Below are 26,680 nucleotides of genomic sequence, written 5' to 3'. Positions count from 1 at the left end.
AAATGGGAGGGTGCTTCATTTTGACAATAAACCAAATGGTTCAACTAGGCAGTTCGTTTATGCTGTTTATTACTTCAGCTTTGATTAGTTGGTATCAAGGGAGTAATTTAATAGACTATCCCGATGAATGGAAATATAGCGCAAAGTTTACGAATTATTTCAAAGGGACAGTTTTAAATTATGAAGATATTTATCAAATCGATTTCTTTATATATGCAGCAAAGTTTTATCCCGTAGCATTTGTCGTTATGCTAATTAGCTTACTTTATATGTTGGTATTAATTCTTCATATTCTATTTAAAAGAAATCCTGAGGCAATCTAAAGTGAAACTTTAATCAGTGGGGGTTTTGTTCATCCCCCACTGATTATTAGTCTTCACCAATCGGGCGTTTACGGGCAGCCCGACTCCCACCTAACTTCTTTGCTCCAGCTGAATTTTGAGGTGGGAGTCTTACTGCCCGCAAATAGCGGGATAAATTCATACATAAAAACCCCGAATCATAGACTTTTCAGCCTACAATTCGGGGTACAATTTGTTTTAAATTCTTTTCTGATTAGTAACGGATTAAGAAATATTTCTTCTTACCGCGGCGAATGATTGTAAATTTACCTTCGATGCGGTCGTTTTCTGTTACAACGTAGTCTAACGCTTGTGTACGCTCACCGTTTACGTAGATTGCACCGTTTGTTACATCTTCACGTGCTTGACGTTTAGATGGTGAAATTTTGCTTTCTACAAGTAAGTCGATTAATACTGTATCTTCTGCAGTACGTTCTACAGATGGTACGTCTTTGAATCCTTGCTCGATTTCACTTGCAGTAAGTTCAGCTACAGAACCACTGAATAATGCAGCTGAAATTTTAATTGCTTGCTCTAACGCTTCTGCGCCGTGAACAAGTTTTGTCATTTCAGATCCTAATGCTTTTTGTGCTGCACGTTTTTCTGGCGCTTCAGTTACTTGCTTCTCAAGCTCAAGAATTTCTTCATGAGATAAGAATGTGAAGTATTTTAAGTATTTAACTACATCACGGTCATCTGTATTGATCCAGAATTGGTAGAACTCGTAAGGAGTTGTTTTCTCTGGGTCTAACCAAATTGCGCCGCCCTCTGTTTTACCAAACTTCGTACCGTCAGATTTTGTAACAAGCGGAATTGTTAAACCGAATGCTTTCGCATCTTCTTCTGATTTACGGATTAATTCAAGACCAGCTGTAATGTTACCCCATTGGTCACTACCACCGATTTGAAGACGGCAATTGTGCTGTTGGTATAAGTTTAAGAAGTCGTATGATTGTAAAATCATGTAACTGAACTCAGTGAATGAAATACCAGTTTCTAAACGAGATGCTACTGTATCTTTTGCTAACATATAGTTTAAACCGAAGTTTTTACCGATATCGCGTAAGAATGTAATTACATCTAAGTTACCAAGCCAGTCATAGTTGTTAGCCATCGTTGCTGGGTTGTCCACGTTTTCAAACTCTAAGAAGTTTGAAAGTTGGTTTTTAATGCTTTCCGTGTAGTAAGCAACTGTATCTTTCGTATTTAATGTACGCTCTGCTTTTTTACCACTCGGGTCACCGATCATACCCGTACCACCGCCAACAAGTGCGATTGGTTGGTGACCAGCTAATTGGAAACGACGTAACATTAATACTGGTAACATATGACCGATGTGTAAGCTATCTGCTGTCGGATCGAAACCACAGTATAATTTAACGCTTTCTTTTTCTAATAATTGCTCAAGGCCCTCAGCATCTGTTTGCTGATTAATTAGACCGCGAAATTCAAGATCTTGTAAAATACCCATATCCTACATACTCTCCTTTAAGTTAAGTCTAGCGTGAATGTTGAAAACATAAAAAAATCGCCCCTTCAAATAAGGGACGATTTTAATCATCGCGTTACCACCCTAGTTGCAGGCAAAAAAGCCTACCACCTTATTTACATAACGGCTTAGCACCGTCTTTTCCCTTTTGAATACAATTCAATCGAAAAAAGATGCTCTAGGGGCGTAATTCGCGATCATCTATGTGCTGATTTTCACCGACCATCAGCTCTCTAAAACAGGGAAATGATCACTACTTCTCCCTTTCCACGCTCAATTATTCATATACTTTTCTTTATATCATTATTTACTAGTATGTGTCAAATTGAAGAAAACAGGAAATTTAATTCGAATTATAAAAGTCTTTTACATTATAAAAATTATTAAATTCCTCTTTCGTCCCTTTTGTAAATTCCATTCTTCCTGAAGCAGTATCTTCTGGACTAAAATAATACAACATTCCATCTTTTAATTCTAATGTTGTCATTACATTTTTCCCGCGATCAGTCACATAGAAATTCACAGTATCTCTTTTATGATTTACGACATTTCCTTGAATAACTTTTTCTTTTCTCCTTTTATTATAGAAAACCATTTCAATATACTCATCATTTATTTCTCGAATTTGAATATAGTTATGATATTTTTCCGTATACCAATAACCTTTCATCGTATTAAACGGAGATGAATTCATATAAATAAGGACGATACTACTAATGATAATTAAGAAAGCAAGCAAAGCTCTTTTCACTAATTTTTGCTCCCATAACATAGCCATCTTACTCTTTACAGGTAATTTTTCTTTATTGTCTACTTCAGTCACGAAATCATCTTTTCTTACTTTCTCTAAATAATGACCACAACCGTTACAATAATTATCGTAATCTTGAATTTTTCTTCCACAATTAGAACAATGTCTCACTTTTTCCACCTCTATTCCACATTAAACATTAATATATTAACATGAAACACCATAACAAATAGCATAATTTTAGGTCTAACAAAAAAACATACCGTTTTCAAATACGGTATGTTTTTCACTCAAACGAATAATAGTATTGTCAGCAAAGAAAGAACTGGAACACCAACTAATAACGAAACATGAAACACAATCGATAAATCATTTCCAATAGTCGCTTCCACAGGATCTTTCGCCGGAGAGGCAAGGAATCCAAGTAATCGATCAAAGCGACTTACCGTTTTCGGAAAATCCGGTATTTCTACATGATCGCTATCTAAATGCTGCTTTAATTTATACTCTTTCTTAAAGGGATTTCCGCTCAATTTCATCCACCTCCAGCAATTTTTTCAATTTTTTTATACCATTATGAAGTCTCGATTTCACCGTTCCTACAGGAATACCTAAAACCTCTGCAATTTCCTTTTGCGGCATATCATGATAATAAGAAAGAATAAGGACCGCTCTCTGATCCTCAGGAACTTTTAAAACAGCCTCTCTTACGGTAAGTCGATCCTCTTGTGAAAATTCCATCTCTTGAACCGGCACTAAAAATGGTAAAAGAGAGCGCCATTTTTTTCTTCGGTTCAATTTATTAATCATAAGACGATAACCGATTTGAAATAAATATGTTTTAACTTTCCCCTTTTCAATTTCATACATATGTTTCTTACGTTCTAACGTTAAAAACGCGTCCTGTACGAGGTCTATACTCAATTGCTCATCACGGTTAAATCGATATAAAAATGTATATAGCGCTGGCTTGATTAAAACATATAGTTTTTCTCCCGCTTGCTTATCTCCATTTTGATACGCAAGCATGAGCTCTTCCTCAATCCCAATCTGCGCCATGTTTTTTGATCTCCTTTATTCCTTTTAACGTTAATGAAATACGGGAAATTAAATATGCACTTGCGACAATGATCCATGCTTGTGACTGATTCGTAAAAAATTGAACATATGGGTTTTGAATCGTAAATCCACTTAAAACTAAAATATTTAACGCCAGCACACATATGCATGCATACACGGCAAGACAGACCGAAATTGTATCAAATACATTCCAGCAAAAATATATTTTTGTTTTTGTAAAATCAATTTTATTTCCATTTTTTCGTACAATATACTTCTTATCAAACGGAATAATGATTGAAAAAATAACAATCATTATAATCCCAACTGTAATCATTGAAATTTTAAATCCAATTGGCATCGGTAATAGCAAACCACAAGAAAATACGACTATAATTCCAATTAAAGCAAAAGTAAGCATCAATTTATTAGACATATAAAACGCCTCCCTCATCTATTCTTTCATAAATGTATACAGACGAGGAAGGCACTTCGTTCAAATATTATTTTATTTTTTTAATAATTTTTGCAGGATTCCCGCCAACTACTACATTATCCGGCACATCTTTCGTTACAACGGCGCCAGATGCGATAACCGCATTGTCTCCAATTGTTACACCTGGATTAATAATCGCTCTTCCGCCAATCCATACGTTATCGCCAATTGTAACTGGTTTTCCGTATTCTGATCCGCTTATGCGCTCTACTGGATCAAGCGGGTGCGTCGCTGTATAAATGTGAACTCCTGGAGCTAACATACAATTCACTCCGATTTCTACTCGGCATACGTCTAAAATGGTGCAGTCAAAGTTTGCGTAAAAGTTTTCACCAACGTGAATGTTATAACCGTAATCACATCTAAAAGAAGATTCAAGATGAATATTATCTCCTGTCGTTCCGAATAGTTCTTTTACAATTTCGCTACGCTCTTTTAATTTTATTTCTGGAGTGTCATTTAACTTTCTCGTTAAAATGCGCGCTTGCTCTCTGTCTTGTACTAAAACAGGATCAGCTGGTATGTACATTTCCCCTTGTATCATCTTTTCTTTTTCTGTTTTCATTTCCTTCTCCCCTTCCAACACGTATATATAAGTTTATAATAACACAAAAAAGAAAGGTCTGAACGTATCATCGTTCAGACCTTTCCTCTTAATCTTCCATCGTCGATAAATCACCTGTTGGTAAGTTTAATTCCCACGCTTTTAATACGCGGCGCATAATTTTACCACTTCTCGTTTTCGGTAATTTATCTCTAAATTCAATTTGTCTTGGCGCCGCATGAGCTGCTAGGCCTTTCTTTACAAATTGACGAATCTCTTCTTTTAATTCATCAGACGCTTCATATCCTGCACGAAGTGCGATAAATGCTTTAATGATTTCACCGCGTACTGGATCAGGAATGCCAATTACACCAGCTTCTGCTACAGCAGCGTGCTCGATTAGTTTACTTTCTACTTCAAACGGACCAACGCGCTCTCCTGACGTCATAATTACATCATCAATACGTCCTTGGAACCAGAAGTATCCATCTTCGTCCATATAGGCAGAGTCTCCTGATACGTACCAATCTCCCGGCATGAAGTAAGACTCATATTTTTGCGGGTTATTCCAAACTGCACGCATCATAGATGGCCAACCTTTTGCAATTGCTAAGTTCCCCATTGTGTATGGAGGCACTTCATTTCCTTCATTATCAACAATCGCTGCTTTTACACCTGGAATTGGTTTCCCCATTGAACCTGGGCGGATTTCCATACAAGGATAGTTACAAATAACTTGTCCACCTGTTTCTGTCATCCACCACGTATCATGAATACGAAGTCCAAATGCGCTCATACCCCAGCGAATTACTTCTGGATTTAATGGCTCACCAACACTTAATACGTGACGAACTTGTGATAAATCATATTTTTTAATTGCTTCTTGTCCAGCTCCCATTAACATACGGAACGCTGTTGGTGCACTATACCAAACTGTTACACCGTAATCTTGTAACGCTTCATACCACGCTTCCGGACTAAAGCGTCCACCTAAAATAATATTTGATGCCCCCACTAACCACGGTGCGAAAATACCGTAAGCCGTTCCAGTTACCCAGCCAGGATCAGCTGTACACCAATATACATCATCTTCTTTTAAATCTAATACCCATTTCGCTGTTTGATAGTGCTGAACCATTGCGTTTTGCGCATGAAGGACGCCTTTTGGCTTACCAGTAGAACCAGATGTGTAATGAAGAATTAAACCGTCTTCACGGCCTAACCATTCGATATGTAATTCTTTTGAAGCTTGTTCAAATAAAGGATTGAACGCTACAGTTTTACCGCCTTCTTCTGCATTGTCTCCAACAAGAAAGACTGTTTTTAAAGCTGGTAAATCATTTAATGGTATGCGCTCTAACAATTCAGGAGTTGTAATTAACACCTTTGCTTCGCTATCTTCTAAACGATCGCGAACTGCGCCTTCCATAAATGCTTCAAATAATGGTCCAACAATTGCCCCTAATTTCACTGCACCAAGAAGTGCGAAATATAATTCTGGGGAACGCGGCATAAAAATAAAAACGCGATCGCCTTTCTCAACATCGCCATAGTTTTTCAGGACATTTCCTGCTTTATTAGAAAAATCCTTCATTTCCTTAAATGTATATTTCTCTTTTCGCGATCCATCTTGATAATAAAGGGCTACTTTATTTTTACGATCGGATTTCGCATGCTTATCAATTGCTTCATACGCCATATTTACTCGGCCTGTCTCATTCCAAGTAAAATTTTTATTAACCTCTTCCCAGTTAAAATTCGCGTATGCCTCATCATAATTCGGCAAATTATTTTCTCCTTTAATGACAGGAAGCGTTTCCACTTTCATACTTTACATCCCCCTCATATGTATTCTATTATCTATTATAATGATATTATTTAAAATTTTCAGTATATTTGTTGATTTTTAGACAAATTTTTAATGACAAAATTCGATTCACATCGCATATATTATAAAGTACGATATTAATAGATTCCCAAACCCTCAAGGTGGTGAGCAATACATTGATTCATAAAAAAATATATAATGCCAGAAACTTAAAAACAGCGAAAGGCACTTTAATTATTGAAGGTCCTGTCTCTACACATAACTTAGAAATGTATGAATTTCATCCAGACTTAATTGCGTTTCGTCCTGCCGAGCAGCAATATAAAGCAATTGTCGAAATTTCTAAATTACCAGAAGCTCGTCTCATTATTGCTAGACATGACCAAACGATCGTTGGATATGTTACATACTTGTATCCTGATCCGCTCGAACGATGGTCAGAAGGAAAGATTGAAAAATTAATTGAACTCGGGGCGATTGAAGTTGTCCCAGCCTTTCGCGGTTGCTCTGTCGGAAAAAACTTATTAGAAGTTTCAATGATGGACGATCATATGGAAGATTACATTATATTAACGACTGAATATTATTGGCACTGGGATTTAAAACAAACAGGCTTAAATGTTTGGGAATACCGAAAAGTAATGGAAAAAATGATGAATGCTGGTGGTTTACAATGGATGGCTACAGATGATCCTGAAATTTGTTCACATCCTGCCAACTGTTTAATGGTCCGCATCGGTAAACGCGTTGATACGGATTCTATTCAAGCATTTGATCGTCTACGTTTTCACAATCGTTTTATGTATTAATAAAGGGGGCAACTGGAATGATTGTAGAAGAAATTATGAATCAAAATGTAGTAACACTACATCCAAACGATACAATTGAAACAGCAATCCGAACGATACGTACGAAAGGCATTCGGCACATTCCAATTGTCGATCAAAATAATCACGTTGTAGGCATTATTTCTGATCGGGATGTAAGAGATGCAAGTCCGTCTATTTTAGATGAACAAGTTTCACTCGATATGCTGAAGCAACCGCTCGAACTCATAATGAAACACCCTGTTATGACTTGTCACCCTCTCGATTTCGTTGAGGAAATTGCGACTTTATTTTTCGAAAATAAAATAGGCTGTCTTCCTGTTACGAAAGCTGGAAAACTCGTAGGTATCATTTCCGAATCTACAGTACTGCACACGTTAGTAAAATTAACAGGTGCGCATCAACCAAGTTCACAAATTGAAATTCAAGTAAAAAATGAACCTGGTATTCTTGGAAAAGTCGTTGCTATTTTTAGTGATTTACAAATAAATATTGTGAGCGTTCTCGTCTATCCAGCAAAAGATGAGAATGATAAAGTACTCGTTTTCCGCATTCAAACGATGAATCCTCTAAAAGTGATTGATGCACTTGAAGCAGAGGGCTACCGCGTATTATGGCCAAACATAATGGGGATGCAAGCATGAGTAGCGCCTTCATTTATTCGGATGACTTTCGGGGCTATTCTTTTAGCTCTGATCATCCTTTTAACCAACTACGCGTCACACTTACGTATGATTTATTACAAAAGAGTGGTTTTATCTCCCCTTCTCAAGTCATCTCGCCAAGAATGGCTACAGATGAGGAAATTGCATTCATTCATACAGAGGAGTACATAAATGCGGTAAAACTTGCTGGAGAAGGAAAGTTAGAAAAATCAATTGCGATGACATATGGACTCGGAACAGAAGATACACCGATGTTTCCAAATATGCACGAAGCAAGTGCATTACTCGTTGGCGGTACGCTAACAGCTGTCGATGCTGTTCTTTCCGGGAAAGTGAAACATGCACTTAATTTAGGCGGCGGCTTACATCATGGCTTTCGCGGTAAAGCATCTGGCTTTTGTATTTATAACGATAGCTCTATCGCAATGAAATATATTCAGAAGAAATACGGTTTACGCGTTTTATATATTGATACAGATGCTCATCACGGTGACGGGGTACAATGGTCTTTTTACGACGATCCTAACGTGTGCACCATTTCATTACACGAAACTGGACGTTATTTATTTCCTGGAACTGGCGCAGTAAATGAACGTGGACAAGGTAATGGATATAGTTATTCTTTTAACGTTCCACTCGACGCTTTTACAGAAGACGAATCGTTTTTAGATTCATATCGAACAGTTGTAAAAGAGGTTGCAGCATACTTTAAACCGGATATTATTTTAACGCAAAATGGTGCTGATGCACATTATTACGATCCACTTACACACCTTTGCGCAACGATGAATATTTACCGTGAAATACCGAAGCTCGCTCGTGAAATTGCTAATGAATATTGCGACGGTCGCTGGATTGCTGTCGGCGGTGGTGGCTATGATCACTGGCGCGTCGTACCAAGAGCTTGGGCACTCATTTGGCTCGAAATGAACAACATCCAAAACATCTCAGGTTATCTCCCTCCAGAATGGATTGATGCTTGGAAAGGACAAGCAGAAACAGAACTTCCCCTCACATGGGAAGATCCAGACAACATGTATCAACCTATCCCTAGAAAACCAGAAATCGAAGAAAAAAATGCATTAACTGTAGCGAAATCCCTTGAAATTATTCGGAATAATATGAAAAAATCTTTGTATTAAACAGAAAGGAGGCTCGTTTTTGAACGGTCTCCTTTTATTTTAGTTTCGGCTTCTGTCGGGAAATCGATATATTTTGAATTGCTAACAGACTATCCATGGCTCTAATAAGAAAAGGAGTGATATTATGTGGAAACAACAAATCATCAATACAAATCGTGGCACATTCGAACTTTTTGCAAAAGGCAATGGTGAACCGCTTTGTATTACACATCACTATTCGCAATTTAATGAAACTGGCGATTACTTTGCAGATGTTTTCACTTCTACGCATCGTGTATTCCTCATTAATTTACGAGATGCTGGTAACTCTGTAAAAGCCCAGTCAGAAAACGAATTAAGTATGATTGAAACGATTCACGACTTAGAAGCAATTAAAGAGGCTTTGCAATTTTCTACATGGCATTTCGCCGGCCATTCAACAGGCGGTATGCTTGGTCTTTTATACGCGATTACATATCCAAACTCCTTACAATCATTAGTCGTTGTTGGAGCTGCAGCCAGTGACTATACGAAAACACCAAACTGTATTTATCATCCTGAACATCCGCTGTTCCATTATATGCAAGAACTTATCGAGAACTTAAAAAGCCCTCACCTTACAAATGAAGAACGAAAAGAACTATCTACCAAGCGAGCGAAATTATCTTTATATATACCAGAAAACTATGAATCTTACTTTCATAAACCAATTCATAAATCACTGTCTGCCAATCGGATGAATGCTTTCAATAAAGAATACCCACACTTCAATCTAAGAGATTCCCTTTCTTCTATCCAAACAAAGACACTCATTATGTGTGGAAGACACGATGTACAGTGCCCGATTCAATATTCCATTGAGATGCATGAGGGCATACGCAATTCTATATTTGTCCCCTTTGAGTATAGTAATCATTATCCTTTTTTAGAAGAAGCTGCTCAGTTTACTTCTACTACTCAAAAATTTTTGTGGATTTAAAAGAAAATTACGGACTCACAAAGGCATAAGCCCGGAAGGAGAGAACAAGTTTATTAATGTTATTTTACTAAAGGAGGAGAATAGAGTGAGAGAGAAATTATTAAGAGTTGGAACGACTTATATTCCAGTTACCGATGTAGAACTTTCTTCAAACTGGTATGTAAACAAATTGGGAGCAGAGTTGAGCTTTAAAGACGAAGACAAGGCTATTATTAACTTTGCAAACCAAAGCTTTTTTCTGATTAAATCTCAAGATAATCAAAGCTTAAATTTTGTCGATTTTCACGGTGAAGAACGCTTTTCTTTAACATTTGAAGTTAATGGCTTACATGCACTAGAATCAATTCATAGAGATTTTATTAAAAAAGATATTATGATTGGAGAGATTGAAAACAGAGGACATGCTGGGAAAAATTTTATTTTTTACGATTTAGATGGTAATAAATTTGATGTTTGGAGTGAATTGAGTCCTATTTTCAAAGAAAAATACCTACTATCACAATAAAATATATCGATCGTTCTAATATGGAGTTAACTTTTACAATTGGCGAAAATATTGAATAACATAGATAAAAAGAGACGAGGCTTATTCCATTAAAGCCTCGTTAGTGAGTTAATTCTCAGAAGAAATATTTCATACTATAAACAAAGAAAAGATAAAAGGAACAGAGCACTAAACCTAAATCAATTAATATCGACTTTTTATCTCCCTCTTTTAAACTTATCGTAAAACCAGAAATACTTTTAACCATCCAAAATACGACCAAAAATAACCAACCTAAATGGTCATTTGTATAATCTTCATCATAAAACATTTGTATTGCACCTAATATTAATAAAATAAGTACGACATTAGTTCCAACCCTTAGAGCCCTATTTGCTTTATTATTTTTCAATGTATAATCCCCAATTCAACACTCCCTCTTAAACTATCCTGCTTTTTAGCAAAACTATATTAGTTTTGCTTCTCTTTATATTTTAATAAAAATCACCTAATATTACCATTACGTTTTTAACACCTCGAATGACAACCAAAATAAACCTTTACATATAAAAAAACGTATCATTTTCAAATCTATTTTTTGCCATTCTCCCCAGCCTATGCTACAGTTATTTCGTCACATAGCTATACAGCTAGACAACTTATATATTCATAATAAGGTGGGAAAAAAACATGAGAAAACCTCGTATTGGGATGATTGGATTAGGTAGTATTGCACAAAAGGCTTACCTTCCAACACTGACAAAGGAAACCGATTGGACTTTTGTGGGAGCGTTTACACCTAATTCGGAGAAGAGAAAACAAATTTGCCAGCAATATCGTATTCAAGATTTTCATTCTATTGAAACATTAGCTTCGGAATGTGATGCAATCTTCGTTCATAGTTCAACTGCTACACATTATGAAATCGTTTCTGAACTTCTTAAAAAGGGAATCGATGTTTATGTTGATAAGCCGCTAGCTGCTACTACCGAACAAGCAGAGAAGCTAGTTGAAATGAGTGAAAAGTATAATCGAAAGTTAATGGTGGGATTTAATCGTCGCTTCGTTCCTATGTACGTCGCTGCAAAAGAGCAGGCTAATGATACTTCATGGATTCGAATTGAAAAGCACCGCACAAATAAAGTGGGGCCATATACGTACGACTTTACTATGCTAGATGATTACTTACATATTGTAGATACTGCTCGTTGGCTAGCTAATGATGACCTTAACGTCGTTCACAATATGATGCAAATAAATGAAAAGAATGAACTTCTTTACGGACATCATACATATACAACTGCAAATGGACTTTTACTTTCTACGGCGATGCACCGCCATGCAGGTACAAATTTAGAACAAATTGAACTTGTAACGACAGGTAAAATCATTCGCGTAAAAAATATGAACACATTTGAAATTGAAGAGGAAAACTCCGTTTCACAAAGTGGTTCACCATCATGGGAGACAACGTTAAAGCAGCGCGGATTTGAAGATGCTGTTCATCATTTTATCGAATGTGTACAAGGTGATACAAAGCCTATTGTAGATGGATTAGAAGGATTAAAATCTCAACAAATGCTCCAATCTCTACTACAAGCTGTAAACAAAAATTAAAACGGATACATTTTTCAGAATTTACTTTCATTCCCATTTCCTCTTTATTTCTATCATAAATTTCTATAGAATATGTTGATAGGAATTATAAATTTCATAATGAATCGTGGAAAGGATGGGATTGACACATGTGGAACGAGTTTAAAAAATTCGCGTTCAAAGGGAATGTAATTGATTTAGCTGTCGGTGTTGTAATCGGTGCTGCATTCGGTAAAATCGTTAGTTCTTTAGTAAAAGACATCATTACACCATTACTTGGTATGATACTGGGCGGCGTTGACTTTACAGATTTAAAACTTACATTCGGTAAATCATCTATTATGTACGGTAACTTCATCCAAACTATTTTTGATTTCTTAATTATTGCAGCTGCTATCTTTATGTTTGTTAAAGTTTTCAACAAACTAACATCTAAAAGAGAAGAAGAAGAAAAGAAAGAAGAACTTCCAGAACCAACAAAAGAAGAAGAAATTCTTGGCGAAATTCGCGACTTACTAAAACAACAAAACTCTTCTAAAGATAGAGCATAATTGAACGGATAAAAAGGCATGCCCCTCTCGGGACATGCCTTTTTTATATGCTATAACGTTTCCGAATTCATATGAATAAATGCAATAATACCTGCAACCATAAGTACCATAATGCTACCTGCAAATAGTGTAATACCGATAAACATTAAACTCGTACTTAAATCTATCGAAATACTTTCAGTAAAAATTGAAATTACATACGTGATAAGGGCGATTCCTGCAAGAATACTTCCTGGAACAAATCGCTTTAAGCCATTTTGTTTTAACGTCATATATGCAAAAATAGCGGTCATGCAAAGCGTAATTATCCAAAGAACGATCATCTCTTCTCCCCCCTCACAAGCCTTTTCTTTCTATTATACATGACATTGCCCTATAATAGTTAAATTTGCACTTGTGTGACATATAACAAGGGATAACCCCAACCGTAGCGAATGTCTTATGAAGAATCCCAATCACATTATCATTATCAAAGCAACGTATTTACAATACCCGCTTCACTTGTAGCAAGTATTGTTTATAGAGTAAAGCATCAAGCATAAGGAGACCGATCTCATATGTACGCTGTAAAATTATTATTGGAATCTGTTCATTCAGGTGAACTTAATCCTAGTAAAATTGATGAACATTATGAAGAGAATCACGATACACTTTTTGAAGAAAGTATTATTCTCGTTAAGGCGAACAGTTTAGAGGAAGCTCACGAGCTAGGTGAAAAGATAGCTATACAGTCTGAAGATACATACGATAATATGTACGGTGAGCAAGCAACATGGACGTTTCGAAAAGTGTTGCATGTTTTCGAATTAGATGACACACCATTTGAGACAGGAAAAGAATTATATGCACGCTTTTTACATGTTAAGAAAACTGAAAGTGTAAATACAGTAGTTAAACACTATTATCCTGAATATGAATAAGAGCTCACAGCTATCGCTGCGAGCTCTCTTATTCTTACTTCGTTGAATCTCTAAATTGGATACGGTGAGGTAAGATAACTGAGTGATCTTCTACTTTTTCTTTGTTCATATATTTCGTTAGTAGACGCATTGCTACTGCACCGATATCATACATTGGTTGTACAACTGTCGAAAGCTGTGGGCGTACCATTAATGCAAGACGTGTGTTGTCAAAACCAAGCACTTCGATATCAGTTGGTACGTTTAATCCCGCGTCTTGTGCTGCGTGGATTACACCTAGTGCCATTTCATCAGAAGATACGAAGATTGCTGTTGGTTTTTCATTAATGCTCCAAAGTCTTTCAAACGCTTCTATACCTGAATCATATGTGTAATCTCCATCAATTATAAGATTTTCATCATATGAAATACCTGCTTCTTCTAAAGCTTTTTTATAACCTTGTAACTTCTTCGCGCTTCCTGCTTTATCAATGAAAGGACCAGAGACGAAACCGATACGTTTATGTCCTTGCTCAATAAAATGCTTCATTGCATCATAAGCGGCTTGTGTATAATCAATATTTACTGATGACGTTTCATTTTGCTCATCAAATGACGCTGCTAATACAATTGGTACTGGAGATTTTTTAAATTCTTCAACGTGAATATCTGTAATATCTTCACCCATGAAAACAATTCCGTCCACTTGTTTCCCAAGCATCGTATTTAATAAGTGGAACTCTTTCTCTTTGTTCTGGTCAGAGTTACTTAAAATGATGTTATATTTGTACATTGTTGCGATATCTTCAATTCCACGAGCAAGTTCTGCATAAAACGTATTTGAGATATCGGGGATAATAACACCCACTGTAGTTGTCTTCTTACTTGCTAGTCCACGTGCTACCGCGTTTGGGCGGTATCCTAAAAGATCAATTGCTTCTAATACTTTCTTTCTTGTTGTAGGCTTTACGTTTGGGTTACCGTTCACAACACGTGATACGGTAGCCATTGAAACGTTTGCTTCACGCGCTACATCATAGATTGTTACGTTCATCTCTTCGCACACTCCTTCTATTTATGTTATCTATTTTATGTATCGGTTCACTTGAATGAAAAAAAGACATCAACTCTATTTGCAGATGCCAACAATCGTCCCGAGTTCTTCCTTTTACTAATGATACGATAAAAACGCAGGCTCATACAATATTTTCCCGCAAAAGTTTCGAAAAAATTCGCTTCTTTTCTTGTATTTTCGTATTTTTTATGCAAAAAAGGACATTTTTGTAAAAATCTATGCAACAAAGGCTATATAGACTAAAAAACCTATTGTAATTTATCCCCAAACACTTTTACTTCTTTCATAAACTCATTGAATTCCGGGATATCCATTTGCTGCGCTGCATCTGATAAAGCAACAGCAGGATCTGGGTGTACTTCAGCCATAATAGCATCAGCACCAATTGCCATCACCACTTTTGCAGCCGGCAATAGAAGGTCACTTCTCCCTGTAGAATGCGTTACATCGACAACGACAGGTAAATGGGTTGCTTTCTTTAAAATCGGCACAGCGGAAATATGAAGCGTGTTACGCGTCGCTCTTTCATATGTGCGAATACCGCACTCACATAAAATGATATTACCATTCCCCTCTGCCATAATATATTCTGCTGCATTAATAAATTCTTCAATTGTTGCTTATAAACCACGCTTTAATAATATGTTGTAAGGTCGATGTTTCAAATGGACCATTATTATTCTCCGCAATTAAATTCAGCATTTCTCTTTCACGTACAGGATCAAAACGTTTCACACCTTGTACTTCTTTTAAGTTCCCAACCCCTTGTACGAGACGGCCTCTTTCGTTCAATAACTCTAATACTTGTAGATTGATTTGATCGATATTAAAACGTAACCGATCTAATTCTTGCGATGCCATAAGAAAGCCACCTCTTTTAAATTTCTTCATTAACTTTTTTAAGATAACTTATTATAGCTCATACATACGAGGTTACCACACGATATACAACATAGAATAATGTATTAAACAGATAGAAAAAAGACGTGGAAATACCATGACAAGAAAGCAGAAAATCCGTAGTGTAAATTTAAATCACTATATTCCGGAAAATTTATATAATAAAAAAGACAGCTTAAAAACTGTCTTTTTTTATTATAGGAAAGAAACAAACGGTTTATCGCTGTTTTTCTCTTTTATAATAACAGCCTCGATTTTATTCTCGGACTTTATCTGTAATTGAACTTTAGCATCTTTAGGGAATTTCTCTAACATACTTTGAGCAGCCATTTGAGAGAGTGCCATTAATTCTGACTTACCATTATATTTAACGACAATATCCATATTTAATTTATCCATCTTATTTTGCTTATAAGAAATCTTAGCATTAACAGGGATATAATCTCCTGGAGAAAATTCCTTTATTGCTTTAGCAAAATCATTTAACTTTTTATTATCTTCTCCATGTGCTCCCTCAAATTCTTGAGAAGGATACGAATACGATTTTTCATCAATAGCATCCCAATTTCCAAGGTTTGTCTCGTTCTTTTGAACAGAAGCGCTAGAAATATAAGTACCATTCTTTAAAGAACTTGTACTTTCTTGCTTAAATATAGCAAACGTAATTGGAGATTTGTTATATTTATCATTTTTATTAATAGCTTCTATAAGTTGCTTAGCAACTTCAGTACCTTTAGAAATAGCTTCCTCATTAGATACACTTGAAGACATAGATAAACCAATAACAACACCAGATAAGCTTAGTTCATTTGAATTCTGTTTGCCGAAGTAGTCCTGTTCTATAATATTAGTCAAAACTGGTACTTCTTGTTTCGTAACTAATTCATCAATTGTTTTCTCTGGAATATACTGATTTAATTGTAATACGTAATTTTCTGTATCAAATTGTTTTGAAGCAATATTCATTAAGCCACTTTCATATTCTGCTAAATCTAGTTTAGAATTAGTTTTAACATTAACTGTATTAATTACCTTTTGTTCTTTTAAAGGAATAACAGTTCTATAGTAATCCTTAGAAACAGCAGTTCTTGGAATCATACTTTTTTCTTTCGTATCTTTCTGTACAACTTCATCTTTCTTCTCAATAGTATTATTACTGCAAGCCCCCAGTAATAAACTTAAGCTTGCGATGAATAACGCCATTTTCTTCATTGCTTAAAACCCACTTTCAAAAGTCAATTTACTTAGTTTTAATGTATCTATAGTGTACCACTAAATATATTGCAACAAAATAAAAAAGAAGCAAGCCTCTCGCTCACCTCTCTACTTTACATTCTCTTCCAAAGCTTCTTTTTTTATATTCCAATGAGATGTATGCCATACTACCATTCCGTCTTTTATGTATAACACTTGCGGAGATTCATGCTTAATACCGTACTGCTCTGCAACATGGTTCGAAACATCTCTCGCATCTTGTACGTATAAGTAATATGCTGGCACTTCTCTTTCTTCACCGCAATACGCTTGAAACTCTGTATATGCACCGTGACTAATTGGGCATGTCGTACTATGTTTAAAAAGAACATAAGGCTCGTTCTTTTCTACTAACTCTGTAAATTCTTCAATCGTTTCAATTTTTATCATACTCATCATTACTCACCTCTCATGCGAAGTCTAGAGCGCTTCTCTCTCTTTTCAGCCTTCTGCTCAACTTTCTCAAGTTTACGCTCTTCTTTTTCAATCTTTTTCTCTTGTCTCGTAGCACGGTAATGATTGTATACTTCAATTGCTGCGCTGCTCCACTGTACAACTTGTGCTACTTTATCTGCATTATTTTCAATTTCATCCGTAACAGACTCTGAAACATTGCGAAGCTTCGTATTTAAAGAGTGAATCGTCGTTCCGATTCCATCTACACCTTCTACTACTTTATTTAGCGACTGTGACTTCTGTTGAATATCATCAGCTAACGCATTTGTCTTATGTAATAATTGCTCCGTCTCTACGCTTATTCCTTGCATTTGCTTTTCTAAACCTTCTAACGTACTTGCAACATTTTCTAACGTCTTCTGAACCGATAACAACGTTCTGCATACATACACTACTAATACAGCGAAAGCAACCGCAATAATAGCCGCACTTACATATAAAAGAACTTGCATTTCATCACTTCCTTTATCTTTTTCATACTTTCTCTTATTATACAATCATTTTCCGTTTCGTTCTAATCCCTATCTTATCATTAGAATTTTCATACTTATTCGTTAACTGTAACATAAATCATTCAACAAATTCCACTAAGTAGGTTACAATAGGAGAGGATACATAATTAGTAGGGAGGCTTTACATATGAAAGATCCACGTATTGAAAAGTTAGCATACAATTTAATTAACTACTCTATCCGCTTACAAAAAGGTGAGAAAGTATTAATTGAAAACTTTGGCTTACAAAAAGAACTTGTAACAGCACTTGTAAAAGAAGCATATGCAGCTGGTGGTTTCCCATTCGTTTCTTTAAAAGATCATCAAGTAGATCGCTCTTTATTAATGGGTGCTACTGAAGAACATTTCGAACAAATCGCTGCATATGAGGCTAGTGTAATGAAAGATATGGATGCTTACATTGGCCTTCGCTCTGGTGATAACATTAACGAACAAGCCGACGTTCCAAGTGAACGTATGAAAGTTCACGGCCAAACAGTTGGTAAAAAGGTTCATAGAGACATCCGTGTTCCGAAAACACGCTGGGTTGTTCTTCGCTACCCAAATGCTTCTATGGCACAGCTTGCTAAAATGAGCACAGAAGCTTTCGAAGACTTCTACTTCGAGGTATGTAACTTAGATTACGGTAAAATGGATAAGGCAATGGATAGCCTTGTTACATTAATGAATAAAACAGATAAGGTTCGCTTAACTGGTCCTGGAACTGACTTAACATTCTCTATTAAAGACATTCCAGCTATTAAATGCTCAGGTCATTTAAACATTCCAGATGGTGAAGTATACTCTGCACCAGTTCGCGATTCTGTTAACGGTACAGTTTCTTATAACACGCCATCACCTTACAACGGCTATACGTTTGAAAATGTACAACTTAAATTTGAAAATGGCCAAATCGTTGACGCAACTGCAAACGATTCAGAGCGCATTAACAAAATCTTCGATACAGACGAAGGCGCACGCTACGTTGGTGAGTTCGCAATCGGCGTAAATCCATACATCTTACATCCAATGGGAGACATTCTATTCGATGAAAAAATCGATGGCAGCTTCCACTTCACACCTGGACAAGCTTATGACGATGCATGGAACGGCAACAACTCTAACATCCACTGGGATTTAGTATGCATTCAGCGCCCTGAATACGGCGGCGGTGAAATTTACTTCGACGACGTATTAATCCGTAAAGACGGACGATTCGTTGTAACTGAACTAGAAGCTTTAAACCCAGAGAACTTAAAATAATATGAAAAACGCTCGGAATTCTATCCGAGCGCTTTTTCATTAATACTCTAATAATTTTTTAGCCACATCTTCTGGTACTTTAAAACTATTTTTATTTTTTATTTTATTAATTTTCAATTCAACCTCAACATAAGGGACATCTTTATATACTGTCATAGTACCAATTTCATGTAACTCTTTTTTATCTTTACTCGAATCCAATAATTTCGGTGTATCCTCTTGATACATTTTAAACGTTTTCCCTTGCGGAGTATTCACAGGAGTCGATTCCATTTCCCACTTATCCATTTTTATTGATTCAAACAACTTTGTGATTTCTTTCTTATCGGTAATTGTTTTTTTATCACTCGAATCAGTAAGCGATTCAATTTCAATTTTTTGTGCCTTTTCTAAACTAACATCAGACTTCTCTTTCTTCGCACTACATCCTATTAAAAGAATAGATGTGGTTAGCAAAAACAAAAATAACATACAGATTTTTTTCATTTCTAATCCCCCCGCACTATATAGAGCTATTTTTCTCGCTTTTTGTTTGCTGAAAATGAAAATAAAATAAAAGTGCCACTGCGATAGTACCTATTAATATCGGAACATATAAGGGCAAATCCCATTTAATATATACTCTAATGCAACCAACAAGCACAAACAAAATTTCCAAACAAAATAAAGTGAAACTTTAATCAGTGGTTGGTTTTGTTCATCCCCCACTGATTATTAGTTGAACCAATCGGGCGTTTACGGGCAGTTGATCTCCCACCTTACTTCTTTGCTCCAGCCGAATTTTGAGGTAGGAGTCTTACTGCCCGTTAATGCGGGACAAAGGTCTTACATATTTCATTACTTACCTACCATCTCTATTTTTACATATGGATTTTCTTTCTCGATAAGCGCCAAAAGTCCATCCTTATCTTGCGGCATCGTAATCATATGTACTTTATATGCATTCGTTGTAATCTCAAATGATTTTCCAACTTGACGAACAACTCTTATATCTTTTAATACAACGTCGTCATTTAAAATTCCGTATTTTAAAATACCATTTTCTACTTTATGTTTTTTAATGAATATTTCCCAAATGAGAGGGACATTTACAATAAAACATAATCCCATCCCAATTAGAGCTGAAGCCCAATCCCCTTTTCTTGTAAAGAACATAACTATTGGATATACCACCATAAAAGCTAACGTTATACTAACGAAAATTATTCCTAACTTACTTCTCTGAATTGGAAAGTTCATACCACACCCCCCTAATCCAAATTATACCATAATTTCCATTTTAGTTTATAAAAAAAGATCATTTATAAATGACCTTTTTAAATAATATATCTATAAAATTTCTTATCTACCTCTAGCACTGGAAAACTTTTTGGCAACTCTTCTATACTCACGCTTTGAAAACCATTCTTTTCATAGAAACGGTGTGCTGCTAGAAATTTAACTGTTGTTCCTAAATAAATGTCTTCCAAGTTCTTTTCCTTCGCCCACGAAATCGCTTTTTGAAGCAGCATACTTGATACTCCCCATTCTTTCCCCCGAAACTCTTTCTTCACAAACATTTTCCTTAACGCTACTTGATGATTCCCTATATCTAATAAAGCTACAGTTCCAACTACTTTTCCACCGTACGTTGCTACCCAAAAGTTTCCGTGATTCCTTTGATAGAACGTTTCTATTTCAAGTAAGTCAGGCTGCTCTTCTTTCGTAATTGGGACATTGTACTCTTTTCGCTGAATATGAACAATGAGATTTACTACTTCATCTTGGAACTTACTTTCATATGGAATAATACAAATCTTCTCGCTCATCGAATATCCTTCCATTCTGAAGCTAGTAAACTATAAACAGCAATATCCTGAAAATGATCGTACACCCATTCTTCATCTCGTAAAATTCCATCTAACTTAAACCCTAAACGTTCTGGGATTGCACGACTTTTCGCATTTTCGACACCGCAACGAATTTCAATTTTATTCAGCTTTAAATTATCAAATGCATAATGAAGCACAGTCTTCACACTTCGCGTCATAATACCTTTCCCACCAGCATCTTCTGCAAGATAATATCCAAGACTCGTAGCTTTCTTCCCCCAGCTCACCGGATGAATCCCCACCATCCCAACGAGCTTTCCTTTATAACGTATGCCAGCTTCAAATCCATCTCCCTCTGCAAATTTCTTTAACCACATCGGAAAAATATCATCATAAGCAGCAGCTGATTTCGTCCCATCTACCCACGGAAGCCATCTTCTTAAATGATTACGATTTTGATCTATTAATTCATATAGTCCCTCTTTATGATGTTTTTCTAATAGTTGTAATTCGATTTCATCATCTACTCGGAGTGTGAACATGTTTTTTAGCCCCTTTTTTCTTATTATTCTAACATTTTAAACTGAAGAAATGCACCACAATATATCAACGATCTTTAAAATTTATCGAATTACCAACTAAATTCGACACCATCTCACACGCCAGCCACAGCAAAAAAAGACGCACAGCCATAGCTATGCGTCTTTCTTCTTACTTCTCTGCAACTTGAACTTCTTTTACGTAAGCTGCTTCGAATTTTTGGATGTCACCTGCGCCCATGAAAATAAGAACGCCGTTTTTATGTTTCTTTAATACCTCTGTTGTTGTATCTGTAATTAGTTCTGCACCGTCAATACGCTTTTGCAGATCCTCAATTGTTAATTCACCTTTGTTTTCACGTGCTGATCCGAAAATATCACATAAGTATACTTGGTCAGCTTTACTTAGGCTTTCTGCGAACTCATCTAAGAACTTCTCTGTACGTGAGAATGTATGCGGCTGGAATACAGCGACAACTTCACGCTCTGGATGTTTTTGACGAGCTGCTTCAATCGTTGCATTAATTTCTGTCGGATGGTGTGCATAGTCATCAATGATAACTTGTTCTCCCATCGGCTTTTCATTAAAGCGACGTTTAACACCTTCAAATGTCGTTAGTTGATGTTTAACCGCTTCTACATCAACGTTTTCGTAATGGCAAAGCGCAATAACTGCTAATGCATTTAATACGCTGTGATCGCCGTATCCTGTAATTTTGAACGTGTCATAATACGTATTACGAACGAATACATCGAATATAGTACCATCAGTTCTCTTTTGGATGTTACGTGCTTGGAAATCATTATCTTCTCCAAATCCATAGAAAATAACAGGTACTTTCGCTTGAATTTTTTGAAGTTCTTCATCATCACCACATGCAATAATACCTTTTTTCACTTGCAATGCCATCTCTTGGAATGCATTAAATACATCATTGATGTCTGCAAAATAATCTGGATGATCGAAATCGATATTTGTCATAATTGCATAGTCTGGATAGTAAGACAAGAAATGACGACGATACTCACAAGCTTCAAAGACAAAATACTTACTATTTTCTACCCCATGCCCAGTTCCATCTCCAATAAGGTAAGATGTTGGGTGTGCACCTTGCATTACATGGGCTAACAAACCTGTAGTTGATGTTTTTCCATGTGCACCAGTTACTGCAACACTTGTGTACTGATTCATAAGGTCACCTAAGAAGTGATGATAACGATGTACTGGGATATTTAATTCTTTTGCTGCTACGATTTCTTCATGCGTATCAGGAAATGCGTTTCCCGCGATAATCACTTGTCCTTCTTTAATATTATTTTTATCAAAAGGAAGGATGGAAATACCACGCTTTTCCAATGCTGTTTGTGTAAAGAAACGCTTTTCATAATCAGACCCTTGAACAGTATGCTTCATGTCATGAAGAATTTGTGCTAATGAACTCATTCCTGTTCCTTTAATTCCTACAAAATGGTAAACTGTCATCTTAAAGAACCTCCAACATTTCGAACTAATACAACGGCCTATCTATAAGACAGTATATGAATCTTTTCTTATTTTGGTAATCATCATACATTTCTGATGCAGTGAATTTCTTTTTATATTCACTTATCAGTGATAAACTCGTACGTACTTCTTTTATGTCCATAACACATTTATTATAGCAAAAAACAAGCCGCTATACTATGATAACAGAAAAACTGATAGGGTCAATCACCTATCAGTTTTTCTCGCTTTTACATATCTTCTTTTGCTTCTAATTGAACACGCTCTAGACGTGGATTTGGACGGTATTTACGACCAGCTTTCGCTTCTGGTTTTCCATTTAATTCTACGTTATCACCAGTAAAACCAATATTCATTTTTAATAAGCTACTTCCTACTCCGTATATATCAACAGGAACATTTTGAGCTTCAAATTCACGAATACGCTTCTCATCAAACCCACCAGTTACAACGATATCTACATGTTGGAACCCTTCCTCATCAAGAGCCTTACGAAGTGCAAATACAAGTGATGGATTTACACCACGTGGATCGAATGTTCCAAGTACTTCTGGGTGACGAATGAAGTATTGATCAATCATTGTACGAGACGTATCGACACGTACACCTTTTAATGTTGATCCAAATTCACGCGCTACGCGAAGTGCATCTGTAATGACATCATTGTTATAATCAATTAGTACGACTAATTCATCTTCTGGGAATTTTTTATGATATGCTTTTGCTGCTTCAACAACATCACCATTAAACATTTGAATTAAAGCATGAGGCATCGTCCCCATACCACTTCTGCCCCACCATTCATTCATTGCATGCGTCGCTTGCGCGCTCATACCTCCGATGTATGCCGCATAACCGTCACCAGCTTGTTGAGTATAATGATCGTCACGATCTCCCATGAAAATAACCGGTTTTTCTTTATCTACACTACGTGCAGCTTGGACAACGTTATATACGTTTGTCGCAACTGATGTACGACGAGCTAAAATCCCATCAATTACACCTTCTAAAAAGCCGAAGTATTCATAAGGACCATGAATTGTTAAAACTGTTTCAAACGGACTAATATTATCGCCATCCTTTAAGGAATGAATTTCTAATTCCTCAGGATTTTTGGCGAATGTTTGTAGCAATGCGATTACCTCATCTGCTCCGCAAAGAACTGCATGTTCTTTTTGGAAAAACTGCATTGTTACAACACTTTTCGGGCGAAATTCTTCAATGATTTCTCTAGTTTTTAAAAAGTAAACGGCAGAGAACCAGCCTTCTCCAACACGTTCATCAAATTTAAATGTTTTATTTGTTAGTCGATTTATTTCACCTTTTAATTTTAATTCAATTTCTTTCATGTCGCTTTACTCCCTACTTTACTATCCAACATTTTCTCTTAGTATACAGCAAAACCGTTTCCTATACATTCGTTTCCTGCATAGCGGCAAATTCACCCTCGGAAATAAGGACATCTCTCGGTTTCGTTCCTCTTGCTTCAGAAATAATCCCTTGCGATTCCATCTCTTCAATTAGACGTGCCGCGCGATTATAACCAATGCGGAATTTTCTCTGTACAGAAGATGTGGACGCTCCCCCTTGATCTACAACAAATTGACATGCATCAAAAAATAGTTCATCTTCAGACTCACTCTGCTCTGATTTTGCTAATAAATCCTCTTGCTTAAATAAGTAATTTGGCTTCATTTGCTTTTTCACATGATCAACTGTTCTTTCAATCTCATCATCTGATACGTATACACCTTGTACACGAACTGGTTTAGACGTGCCGTTTCCTAAAAATAGCATATCACCACGGCCAAGTAATTTCTCCGCGCCCCCAATATCGATAATCGTACGCGAATCAACTTGAGATGATACCGTAAACGCAATACGCGTTGGAATGTTTGATTTAATTAAACCTGTAATAACGTCTACAGATGGACGCTGCGTCGCAACTAATAAGTGAATACCACAAGCACGAGCTTTTTGTGCAATACGACAAATCGCTTCCTCAACATCACCAGGAGCAACCATCATTAAGTCCGCTAACTCATCAATGACGATTACAATATAAGGTAATGTCTCACCTGGGATTTCTCTCCCACTTACAATCGTATTGTAACGAGTTAAATCACGAGCACCAGCATGAGCAAACAATTCATAACGGCGTTCCATCTCTTCAACCGCCCACTTTAACGCAGCTGTAGCTGCTTTTACGTCAGTAATAACAGGTGCTACAAGATGTGGAACAGAATTGTATGGTGCCAGCTCAACCATCTTCGGATCAATTAGTATCAACTTCACTTCATGCGGCTTCGCTTTATATAAAATGCTCGTTAAAATCGCGTTAATGCACACACTTTTCCCTGAACCAGTTGCACCCGCAATAAGTCCATGTGGCATTTTTCGAATATCCGTTACAATTGGATCACCTGAAATATCAAGCCCCAGCGCAACTGTAAGCGGTGATTCACTCTTTGTAAATACAGGACTTCTTAAAATTTCACGCAGGAATACTGGCTTACTTTCCTTGTTTGGAACTTCAATTCCAATTGCACTCTTCCCTGGAATTGGCGCTTCAATTCGAATATCTTTCGCAGCTAAACTTAACTTAATATCATCACTTAAATTTGTAATTTTATTTACTTTCACACCTGGGTCTGGTTGTACTTCAAAACGAGTTACCGCCGGCCCTTGTGACACATTAATAACATGTGCTCCAACATGGAAATTATTAAATGTCGTATTTAATAATTCTTCCTGTTCTTCTAGCCATTCCGTATTATCTAATGCTGCCTGCTGTGGAATCGACAACAACGTTAATGGCGGAAGTTCATACTTCGGTGGCGTTTGTAGTACGTTGCGCATATCGTTCTCTTTTTGATTTACAACATATGCTCTCTCTTGTACTTGTTCAGCCACCACTACTTGTTGCATTGGTTTTTCTTCCGCTTGGGTTTCTAACACTACTTGCTGCATTGGTTTTTCTTCCACTTGGGTTTCTACCGCTACTTGCTGCATCGGTTTTTCTTCCATTTGGGTTTCTACCACTACTTGCTGCATTGGCTTTTCTTCCGCTTGGGCTTCTACCGCTACTTGCTGCATCGGTTTTTCTTCCATTTGGGTTTCTACCACTACTTGTTGCATTGGTTTTTCTTCCACTTGGGCTTCTACTACCACTTGCTGCATTGGTTTTTCCGTTACTCGTTCACCGACAGTAGATTGCGTTACGTTCGTTCTTACCGCATGTCTTTCCATTAACCTCTTTCTGTCTTGTTTTAACATGACAACGTTAAATGGAACATGACGCTTTTTCTCACGTTTCGGCTCTTCTTTTTGTGCAGCAGGCTGTTCTTCAACAACTTGTTTCTTTTCATCAGCTTCTTCAATTAAAACATTCGCAAAGCTTTGAACATCTTTCTTCGTTTGCTCATCTGCTTCTGAAACTGGTACGAATACTTCACTTTCTTCCATGAACTCAATTGTTTCTTGCTGAGAAATCACTGGTTGCTCTTTAACTGCTATATTTTCTAACGACTCTGTATTCATCGTTTCTTCAATTAATTCTTCTTGCGGTGTTTCCTCTAATGCGAATTCCGTAACTAATTCTACTTCCTTAGATTCCTCTAATTCCACAACTTCTTCTGCTTCCTTAGATTCCTCTACCTCCGCAACCTCTGCTGCTTCCTCAGATTCTTCTAACTCCGCAACTTCTTCTGCTTCCTCAGGTTCTTCTAACTCCGCAACTTCTGCTTCCTCAGATTC

30 protein-coding genes, 2 pseudogenes and 1 other annotated feature are annotated in these 26,680 nt (G+C 36.5%); of the genes and pseudogenes, 11 read left to right on the top strand and 21 right to left on the bottom strand.

The annotated features are described in order from the left end of the window. Positions 1-2: 2 nt before the first annotated feature. Positions 3-323 carry a YjdJ family protein gene (locus MR071_RS11755; protein WP_242236163.1) on the top strand — a complete coding sequence of 107 codons (321 nt, stop codon included), beginning with the start codon at positions 3-5 and terminating at the stop codon, positions 321-323. Positions 324-555: 232 nt separating this feature from the next. Here the strand turns inward: MR071_RS11755 and tyrS are convergent, their stop codons facing one another. The 7 genes from tyrS to acsA all read right to left on the bottom strand — a co-directional run bounded on the left by tyrS (position 556) and on the right by acsA (position 6,508). After that, positions 556-1,812, bottom strand: a complete 1,257-nt coding sequence (gene tyrS, locus MR071_RS11750) for a tyrosine--tRNA ligase (protein ID WP_016120897.1) — start codon at positions 1,810-1,812, stop codon at positions 556-558. A gap of 69 nt (positions 1,813-1,881) precedes the next feature. After that, positions 1,882-2,109: a binding site (T-box leader), on the bottom strand. Between the two features lie 64 nt (positions 2,110-2,173). After that, complete coding sequence (locus tag MR071_RS11745) at positions 2,174-2,761, bottom strand: zinc ribbon domain-containing protein (RefSeq protein WP_242236161.1); 588 nt, start codon at positions 2,759-2,761, stop codon at positions 2,174-2,176. A gap of 110 nt (positions 2,762-2,871) precedes the next feature. Continuing rightward, complete coding sequence (locus tag MR071_RS11740) at positions 2,872-3,114, bottom strand: hypothetical protein (RefSeq protein WP_105586853.1); 243 nt, start codon at positions 3,112-3,114, stop codon at positions 2,872-2,874. Beyond that, positions 3,095-3,640 carry an RNA polymerase sigma factor gene (locus MR071_RS11735; RefSeq protein WP_105586854.1) on the bottom strand — a complete coding sequence of 182 codons (546 nt, stop codon included), beginning with the start codon at positions 3,638-3,640 and terminating at the stop codon, positions 3,095-3,097. The genes MR071_RS11740 and MR071_RS11735 overlap by 20 nt, the downstream gene beginning before the upstream one ends. Next, positions 3,621-4,076, bottom strand: a complete 456-nt coding sequence (locus MR071_RS11730) for a hypothetical protein (protein ID WP_105586855.1) — start codon at positions 4,074-4,076, stop codon at positions 3,621-3,623. Before MR071_RS11730 ends, MR071_RS11735 begins: the two co-directional genes overlap by 20 nt. Before the next feature lie 67 nt (positions 4,077-4,143). Further along, positions 4,144-4,701 (bottom strand): maltose acetyltransferase domain-containing protein, encoded by a 558-nt coding sequence (locus tag MR071_RS11725; RefSeq protein WP_105586856.1) that lies wholly within the window; start codon positions 4,699-4,701, stop codon positions 4,144-4,146. A gap of 88 nt (positions 4,702-4,789) precedes the next feature. Next, positions 4,790-6,508 (bottom strand): acetate--CoA ligase, encoded by a 1,719-nt coding sequence (gene acsA, locus MR071_RS11720; RefSeq protein WP_105586857.1) that lies wholly within the window; start codon positions 6,506-6,508, stop codon positions 4,790-4,792. 176 nt (positions 6,509-6,684) lie between these two features. On the opposite strand from acsA, the gene acuA reads away from it, so the two are divergent. The 5 genes from acuA to MR071_RS11695 all read left to right on the top strand — a co-directional run bounded on the left by acuA (position 6,685) and on the right by MR071_RS11695 (position 10,605). Next, the gene (acuA, locus tag MR071_RS11715; RefSeq protein WP_105586858.1) at positions 6,685-7,317 is read left to right on the top strand and encodes an acetoin utilization protein acetyltransferase AcuA; all 633 of its coding nucleotides are present in this window, start codon (positions 6,685-6,687) and stop codon (positions 7,315-7,317) included. 17 nt (positions 7,318-7,334) lie between these two features. Continuing rightward, the gene (locus MR071_RS11710; protein WP_002123078.1) at positions 7,335-7,979 is read left to right on the top strand and encodes an acetoin utilization AcuB family protein; all 645 of its coding nucleotides are present in this window, start codon (positions 7,335-7,337) and stop codon (positions 7,977-7,979) included. Further along, positions 7,976-9,142 carry an acetoin utilization protein AcuC gene (gene acuC / locus MR071_RS11705; protein ID WP_242236158.1) on the top strand — a complete coding sequence of 389 codons (1,167 nt, stop codon included), beginning with the start codon at positions 7,976-7,978 and terminating at the stop codon, positions 9,140-9,142. Before MR071_RS11710 ends, acuC begins: the two co-directional genes overlap by 4 nt. A 124-nt stretch (positions 9,143-9,266) precedes the next feature. After that, positions 9,267-10,100, top strand: a complete 834-nt coding sequence (locus MR071_RS11700; RefSeq protein WP_105586860.1) for an alpha/beta fold hydrolase — start codon at positions 9,267-9,269, stop codon at positions 10,098-10,100. Between the two features lie 85 nt (positions 10,101-10,185). Next, positions 10,186-10,605 (top strand): VOC family protein, encoded by a 420-nt coding sequence (locus MR071_RS11695; RefSeq protein WP_105586861.1) that lies wholly within the window; start codon positions 10,186-10,188, stop codon positions 10,603-10,605. A gap of 115 nt (positions 10,606-10,720) precedes the next feature. On the opposite strand, the gene MR071_RS11690 is transcribed toward MR071_RS11695, so the two are convergent. Next, positions 10,721-11,011, bottom strand: coding sequence for a hypothetical protein (locus MR071_RS11690; RefSeq protein ID WP_105586862.1), 291 nt, complete (start codon positions 11,009-11,011; stop codon positions 10,721-10,723). A gap of 263 nt (positions 11,012-11,274) precedes the next feature. Between MR071_RS11690 and MR071_RS11685 the strand changes: the two genes are divergently transcribed. Both MR071_RS11685 and mscL read left to right on the top strand, forming a co-directional pair. Next, on the top strand, positions 11,275-12,201 hold the full coding sequence (locus MR071_RS11685) for a Gfo/Idh/MocA family protein (protein WP_105586863.1): 927 nt from the start codon (positions 11,275-11,277) through the stop codon (positions 12,199-12,201). Between the two features lie 128 nt (positions 12,202-12,329). Beyond that, the gene (mscL, locus tag MR071_RS11680) at positions 12,330-12,731 is read left to right on the top strand and encodes a large-conductance mechanosensitive channel protein MscL (RefSeq protein WP_105586864.1); all 402 of its coding nucleotides are present in this window, start codon (positions 12,330-12,332) and stop codon (positions 12,729-12,731) included. A 50-nt stretch (positions 12,732-12,781) separates the two neighbouring features. Here mscL and MR071_RS11675 read toward each other — a convergent pair whose 3' ends face one another. After that, entirely contained in the window at positions 12,782-13,054 is a 273-nt protein-coding gene (locus MR071_RS11675; RefSeq protein WP_002112306.1) for a DUF3917 domain-containing protein, read from the bottom strand. 111 nt (positions 13,055-13,165) lie between these two features. On the opposite strand from MR071_RS11675, the pseudogene MR071_RS11670 reads away from it, so the two are divergent. Together MR071_RS11670 and MR071_RS11665 are read left to right on the top strand one after the other, a co-directional pair. After that, positions 13,166-13,273: pseudogene (locus tag MR071_RS11670) on the top strand (DUF3949 domain-containing protein); the annotation flags it as partial. Positions 13,274-13,288: 15 nt separating this feature from the next. Next, on the top strand, positions 13,289-13,651 hold the full coding sequence (locus MR071_RS11665; protein WP_105586866.1) for a DUF4288 domain-containing protein: 363 nt from the start codon (positions 13,289-13,291) through the stop codon (positions 13,649-13,651). A gap of 34 nt (positions 13,652-13,685) precedes the next feature. Here the strand turns inward: MR071_RS11665 and ccpA are convergent, their stop codons facing one another. From ccpA to MR071_RS11635, 5 genes and pseudogenes are all read right to left on the bottom strand, one after another. After that, positions 13,686-14,684, bottom strand: a complete 999-nt coding sequence (gene ccpA / locus MR071_RS11660; RefSeq protein ID WP_105586867.1) for a catabolite control protein A — start codon at positions 14,682-14,684, stop codon at positions 13,686-13,688. A 269-nt stretch (positions 14,685-14,953) separates the two neighbouring features. Then, positions 14,954-15,566 (bottom strand): annotated as a pseudogene (locus tag MR071_RS11655) (chorismate mutase). Positions 15,567-15,800: 234 nt separating this feature from the next. Further along, positions 15,801-16,817 carry a CamS family sex pheromone protein gene (locus MR071_RS11645; RefSeq protein WP_105586868.1) on the bottom strand — a complete coding sequence of 339 codons (1,017 nt, stop codon included), beginning with the start codon at positions 16,815-16,817 and terminating at the stop codon, positions 15,801-15,803. A 111-nt stretch (positions 16,818-16,928) separates the two neighbouring features. Then, on the bottom strand, positions 16,929-17,255 hold the full coding sequence (ytxJ, locus tag MR071_RS11640) for a bacillithiol system redox-active protein YtxJ (protein WP_142395885.1): 327 nt from the start codon (positions 17,253-17,255) through the stop codon (positions 16,929-16,931). A gap of 2 nt (positions 17,256-17,257) precedes the next feature. Next, positions 17,258-17,767: a DUF948 domain-containing protein gene (locus MR071_RS11635; protein WP_105586870.1), complete on the bottom strand. Its 510-nt coding sequence runs from the start codon at positions 17,765-17,767 to the stop codon at positions 17,258-17,260. Between the two features lie 187 nt (positions 17,768-17,954). On the opposite strand from MR071_RS11635, the gene MR071_RS11630 reads away from it, so the two are divergent. Next, the gene (locus MR071_RS11630) at positions 17,955-19,070 is read left to right on the top strand and encodes an aminopeptidase (protein ID WP_002034367.1); all 1,116 of its coding nucleotides are present in this window, start codon (positions 17,955-17,957) and stop codon (positions 19,068-19,070) included. Positions 19,071-19,109: 39 nt separating this feature from the next. Here the strand turns inward: MR071_RS11630 and MR071_RS11625 are convergent, their stop codons facing one another. The 7 genes from MR071_RS11625 to MR071_RS11595 all read right to left on the bottom strand — a co-directional run. Continuing rightward, complete coding sequence (locus tag MR071_RS11625; protein WP_105586871.1) at positions 19,110-19,556, bottom strand: hypothetical protein; 447 nt, start codon at positions 19,554-19,556, stop codon at positions 19,110-19,112. A 351-nt stretch (positions 19,557-19,907) separates the two neighbouring features. Continuing rightward, a complete protein-coding gene (locus MR071_RS11620) occupies positions 19,908-20,309 on the bottom strand; it encodes a PH domain-containing protein (protein ID WP_242236156.1) in 402 nt (133 codons plus the stop codon). Positions 20,310-20,386: 77 nt separating this feature from the next. After that, positions 20,387-20,878 (bottom strand): GNAT family N-acetyltransferase, encoded by a 492-nt coding sequence (locus MR071_RS11615; protein ID WP_105586874.1) that lies wholly within the window; start codon positions 20,876-20,878, stop codon positions 20,387-20,389. Then, positions 20,875-21,423: a GNAT family N-acetyltransferase gene (locus MR071_RS11610; protein WP_105586875.1), complete on the bottom strand. Its 549-nt coding sequence runs from the start codon at positions 21,421-21,423 to the stop codon at positions 20,875-20,877. The genes MR071_RS11615 and MR071_RS11610 overlap by 4 nt, the downstream gene beginning before the upstream one ends. 169 nt (positions 21,424-21,592) lie before the next feature. Continuing rightward, the gene (gene murC / locus MR071_RS11605; RefSeq protein ID WP_105586876.1) at positions 21,593-22,903 is read right to left on the bottom strand and encodes a UDP-N-acetylmuramate--L-alanine ligase; all 1,311 of its coding nucleotides are present in this window, start codon (positions 22,901-22,903) and stop codon (positions 21,593-21,595) included. 251 nt (positions 22,904-23,154) lie between these two features. Beyond that, positions 23,155-24,273, bottom strand: coding sequence for a nicotinate phosphoribosyltransferase (locus tag MR071_RS11600; RefSeq protein ID WP_105586877.1), 1,119 nt, complete (start codon positions 24,271-24,273; stop codon positions 23,155-23,157). A gap of 61 nt (positions 24,274-24,334) precedes the next feature. Continuing rightward, positions 24,335-26,680: DNA translocase FtsK (locus tag MR071_RS11595; protein WP_242236154.1), on the bottom strand; the 2,346-nt coding region annotated here is incomplete at its 5' end.

It is taken from the genome of Bacillus cereus group sp. BfR-BA-01316 (genome assembly GCF_022664195.1).
Lineage (GTDB): Bacteria > Bacillota > Bacilli > Bacillales > Bacillaceae_G > Bacillus_A.
This window is presented reverse-complemented; position numbering and strand designations above follow the sequence as displayed.

Excerpts from the sequence above, each read along its gene's own strand:
- MR071_RS11755 (WP_242236163.1), top strand. The coding sequence starts at position 3 with ATGGGAGGGTGCTTCATTTTGACAATAAACCAAATGGTTCAACTAGGC.
- tyrS (WP_016120897.1), bottom strand. The coding sequence starts at position 1,812 with ATGGGTATTTTACAAGATCTTGAATTTCGCGGTCTAATTAATCAGCAA.
- MR071_RS11735 (WP_105586854.1), bottom strand. The coding sequence starts at position 3,640 with ATGGCGCAGATTGGGATTGAGGAAGAGCTCATGCTTGCGTATCAAAAT.
- MR071_RS11730 (WP_105586855.1), bottom strand. The coding sequence starts at position 4,076 with ATGTCTAATAAATTGATGCTTACTTTTGCTTTAATTGGAATTATAGTC.
- MR071_RS11725 (WP_105586856.1), bottom strand. The coding sequence starts at position 4,701 with ATGAAAACAGAAAAAGAAAAGATGATACAAGGGGAAATGTACATACCA.
- acsA (WP_105586857.1), bottom strand. The coding sequence starts at position 6,508 with ATGAAAGTGGAAACGCTTCCTGTCATTAAAGGAGAAAATAATTTGCCG.
- MR071_RS11710 (WP_002123078.1), top strand. The coding sequence starts at position 7,335 with ATGATTGTAGAAGAAATTATGAATCAAAATGTAGTAACACTACATCCA.
- acuC (WP_242236158.1), top strand. The coding sequence starts at position 7,976 with ATGAGTAGCGCCTTCATTTATTCGGATGACTTTCGGGGCTATTCTTTT.
- MR071_RS11700 (WP_105586860.1), top strand. The coding sequence starts at position 9,267 with ATGTGGAAACAACAAATCATCAATACAAATCGTGGCACATTCGAACTT.
- MR071_RS11685 (WP_105586863.1), top strand. The coding sequence starts at position 11,275 with ATGAGAAAACCTCGTATTGGGATGATTGGATTAGGTAGTATTGCACAA.
- mscL (WP_105586864.1), top strand. The coding sequence starts at position 12,330 with ATGTGGAACGAGTTTAAAAAATTCGCGTTCAAAGGGAATGTAATTGAT.
- MR071_RS11675 (WP_002112306.1), bottom strand. The coding sequence starts at position 13,054 with ATGATCGTTCTTTGGATAATTACGCTTTGCATGACCGCTATTTTTGCA.
- MR071_RS11665 (WP_105586866.1), top strand. The coding sequence starts at position 13,289 with ATGTACGCTGTAAAATTATTATTGGAATCTGTTCATTCAGGTGAACTT.
- ccpA (WP_105586867.1), bottom strand. The coding sequence starts at position 14,684 with ATGAACGTAACAATCTATGATGTAGCGCGTGAAGCAAACGTTTCAATG.
- MR071_RS11645 (WP_105586868.1), bottom strand. The coding sequence starts at position 16,817 with ATGAAGAAAATGGCGTTATTCATCGCAAGCTTAAGTTTATTACTGGGG.
- ytxJ (WP_142395885.1), bottom strand. The coding sequence starts at position 17,255 with ATGAGTATGATAAAAATTGAAACGATTGAAGAATTTACAGAGTTAGTA.
- MR071_RS11635 (WP_105586870.1), bottom strand. The coding sequence starts at position 17,767 with ATGCAAGTTCTTTTATATGTAAGTGCGGCTATTATTGCGGTTGCTTTC.
- MR071_RS11630 (WP_002034367.1), top strand. The coding sequence starts at position 17,955 with ATGAAAGATCCACGTATTGAAAAGTTAGCATACAATTTAATTAACTAC.
- MR071_RS11625 (WP_105586871.1), bottom strand. The coding sequence starts at position 19,556 with ATGAAAAAAATCTGTATGTTATTTTTGTTTTTGCTAACCACATCTATT.
- MR071_RS11620 (WP_242236156.1), bottom strand. The coding sequence starts at position 20,309 with ATGAACTTTCCAATTCAGAGAAGTAAGTTAGGAATAATTTTCGTTAGT.
- MR071_RS11615 (WP_105586874.1), bottom strand. The coding sequence starts at position 20,878 with ATGAGCGAGAAGATTTGTATTATTCCATATGAAAGTAAGTTCCAAGAT.
- MR071_RS11610 (WP_105586875.1), bottom strand. The coding sequence starts at position 21,423 with ATGTTCACACTCCGAGTAGATGATGAAATCGAATTACAACTATTAGAA.
- murC (WP_105586876.1), bottom strand. The coding sequence starts at position 22,903 with ATGACAGTTTACCATTTTGTAGGAATTAAAGGAACAGGAATGAGTTCA.
- MR071_RS11600 (WP_105586877.1), bottom strand. The coding sequence starts at position 24,273 with ATGAAAGAAATTGAATTAAAATTAAAAGGTGAAATAAATCGACTAACA.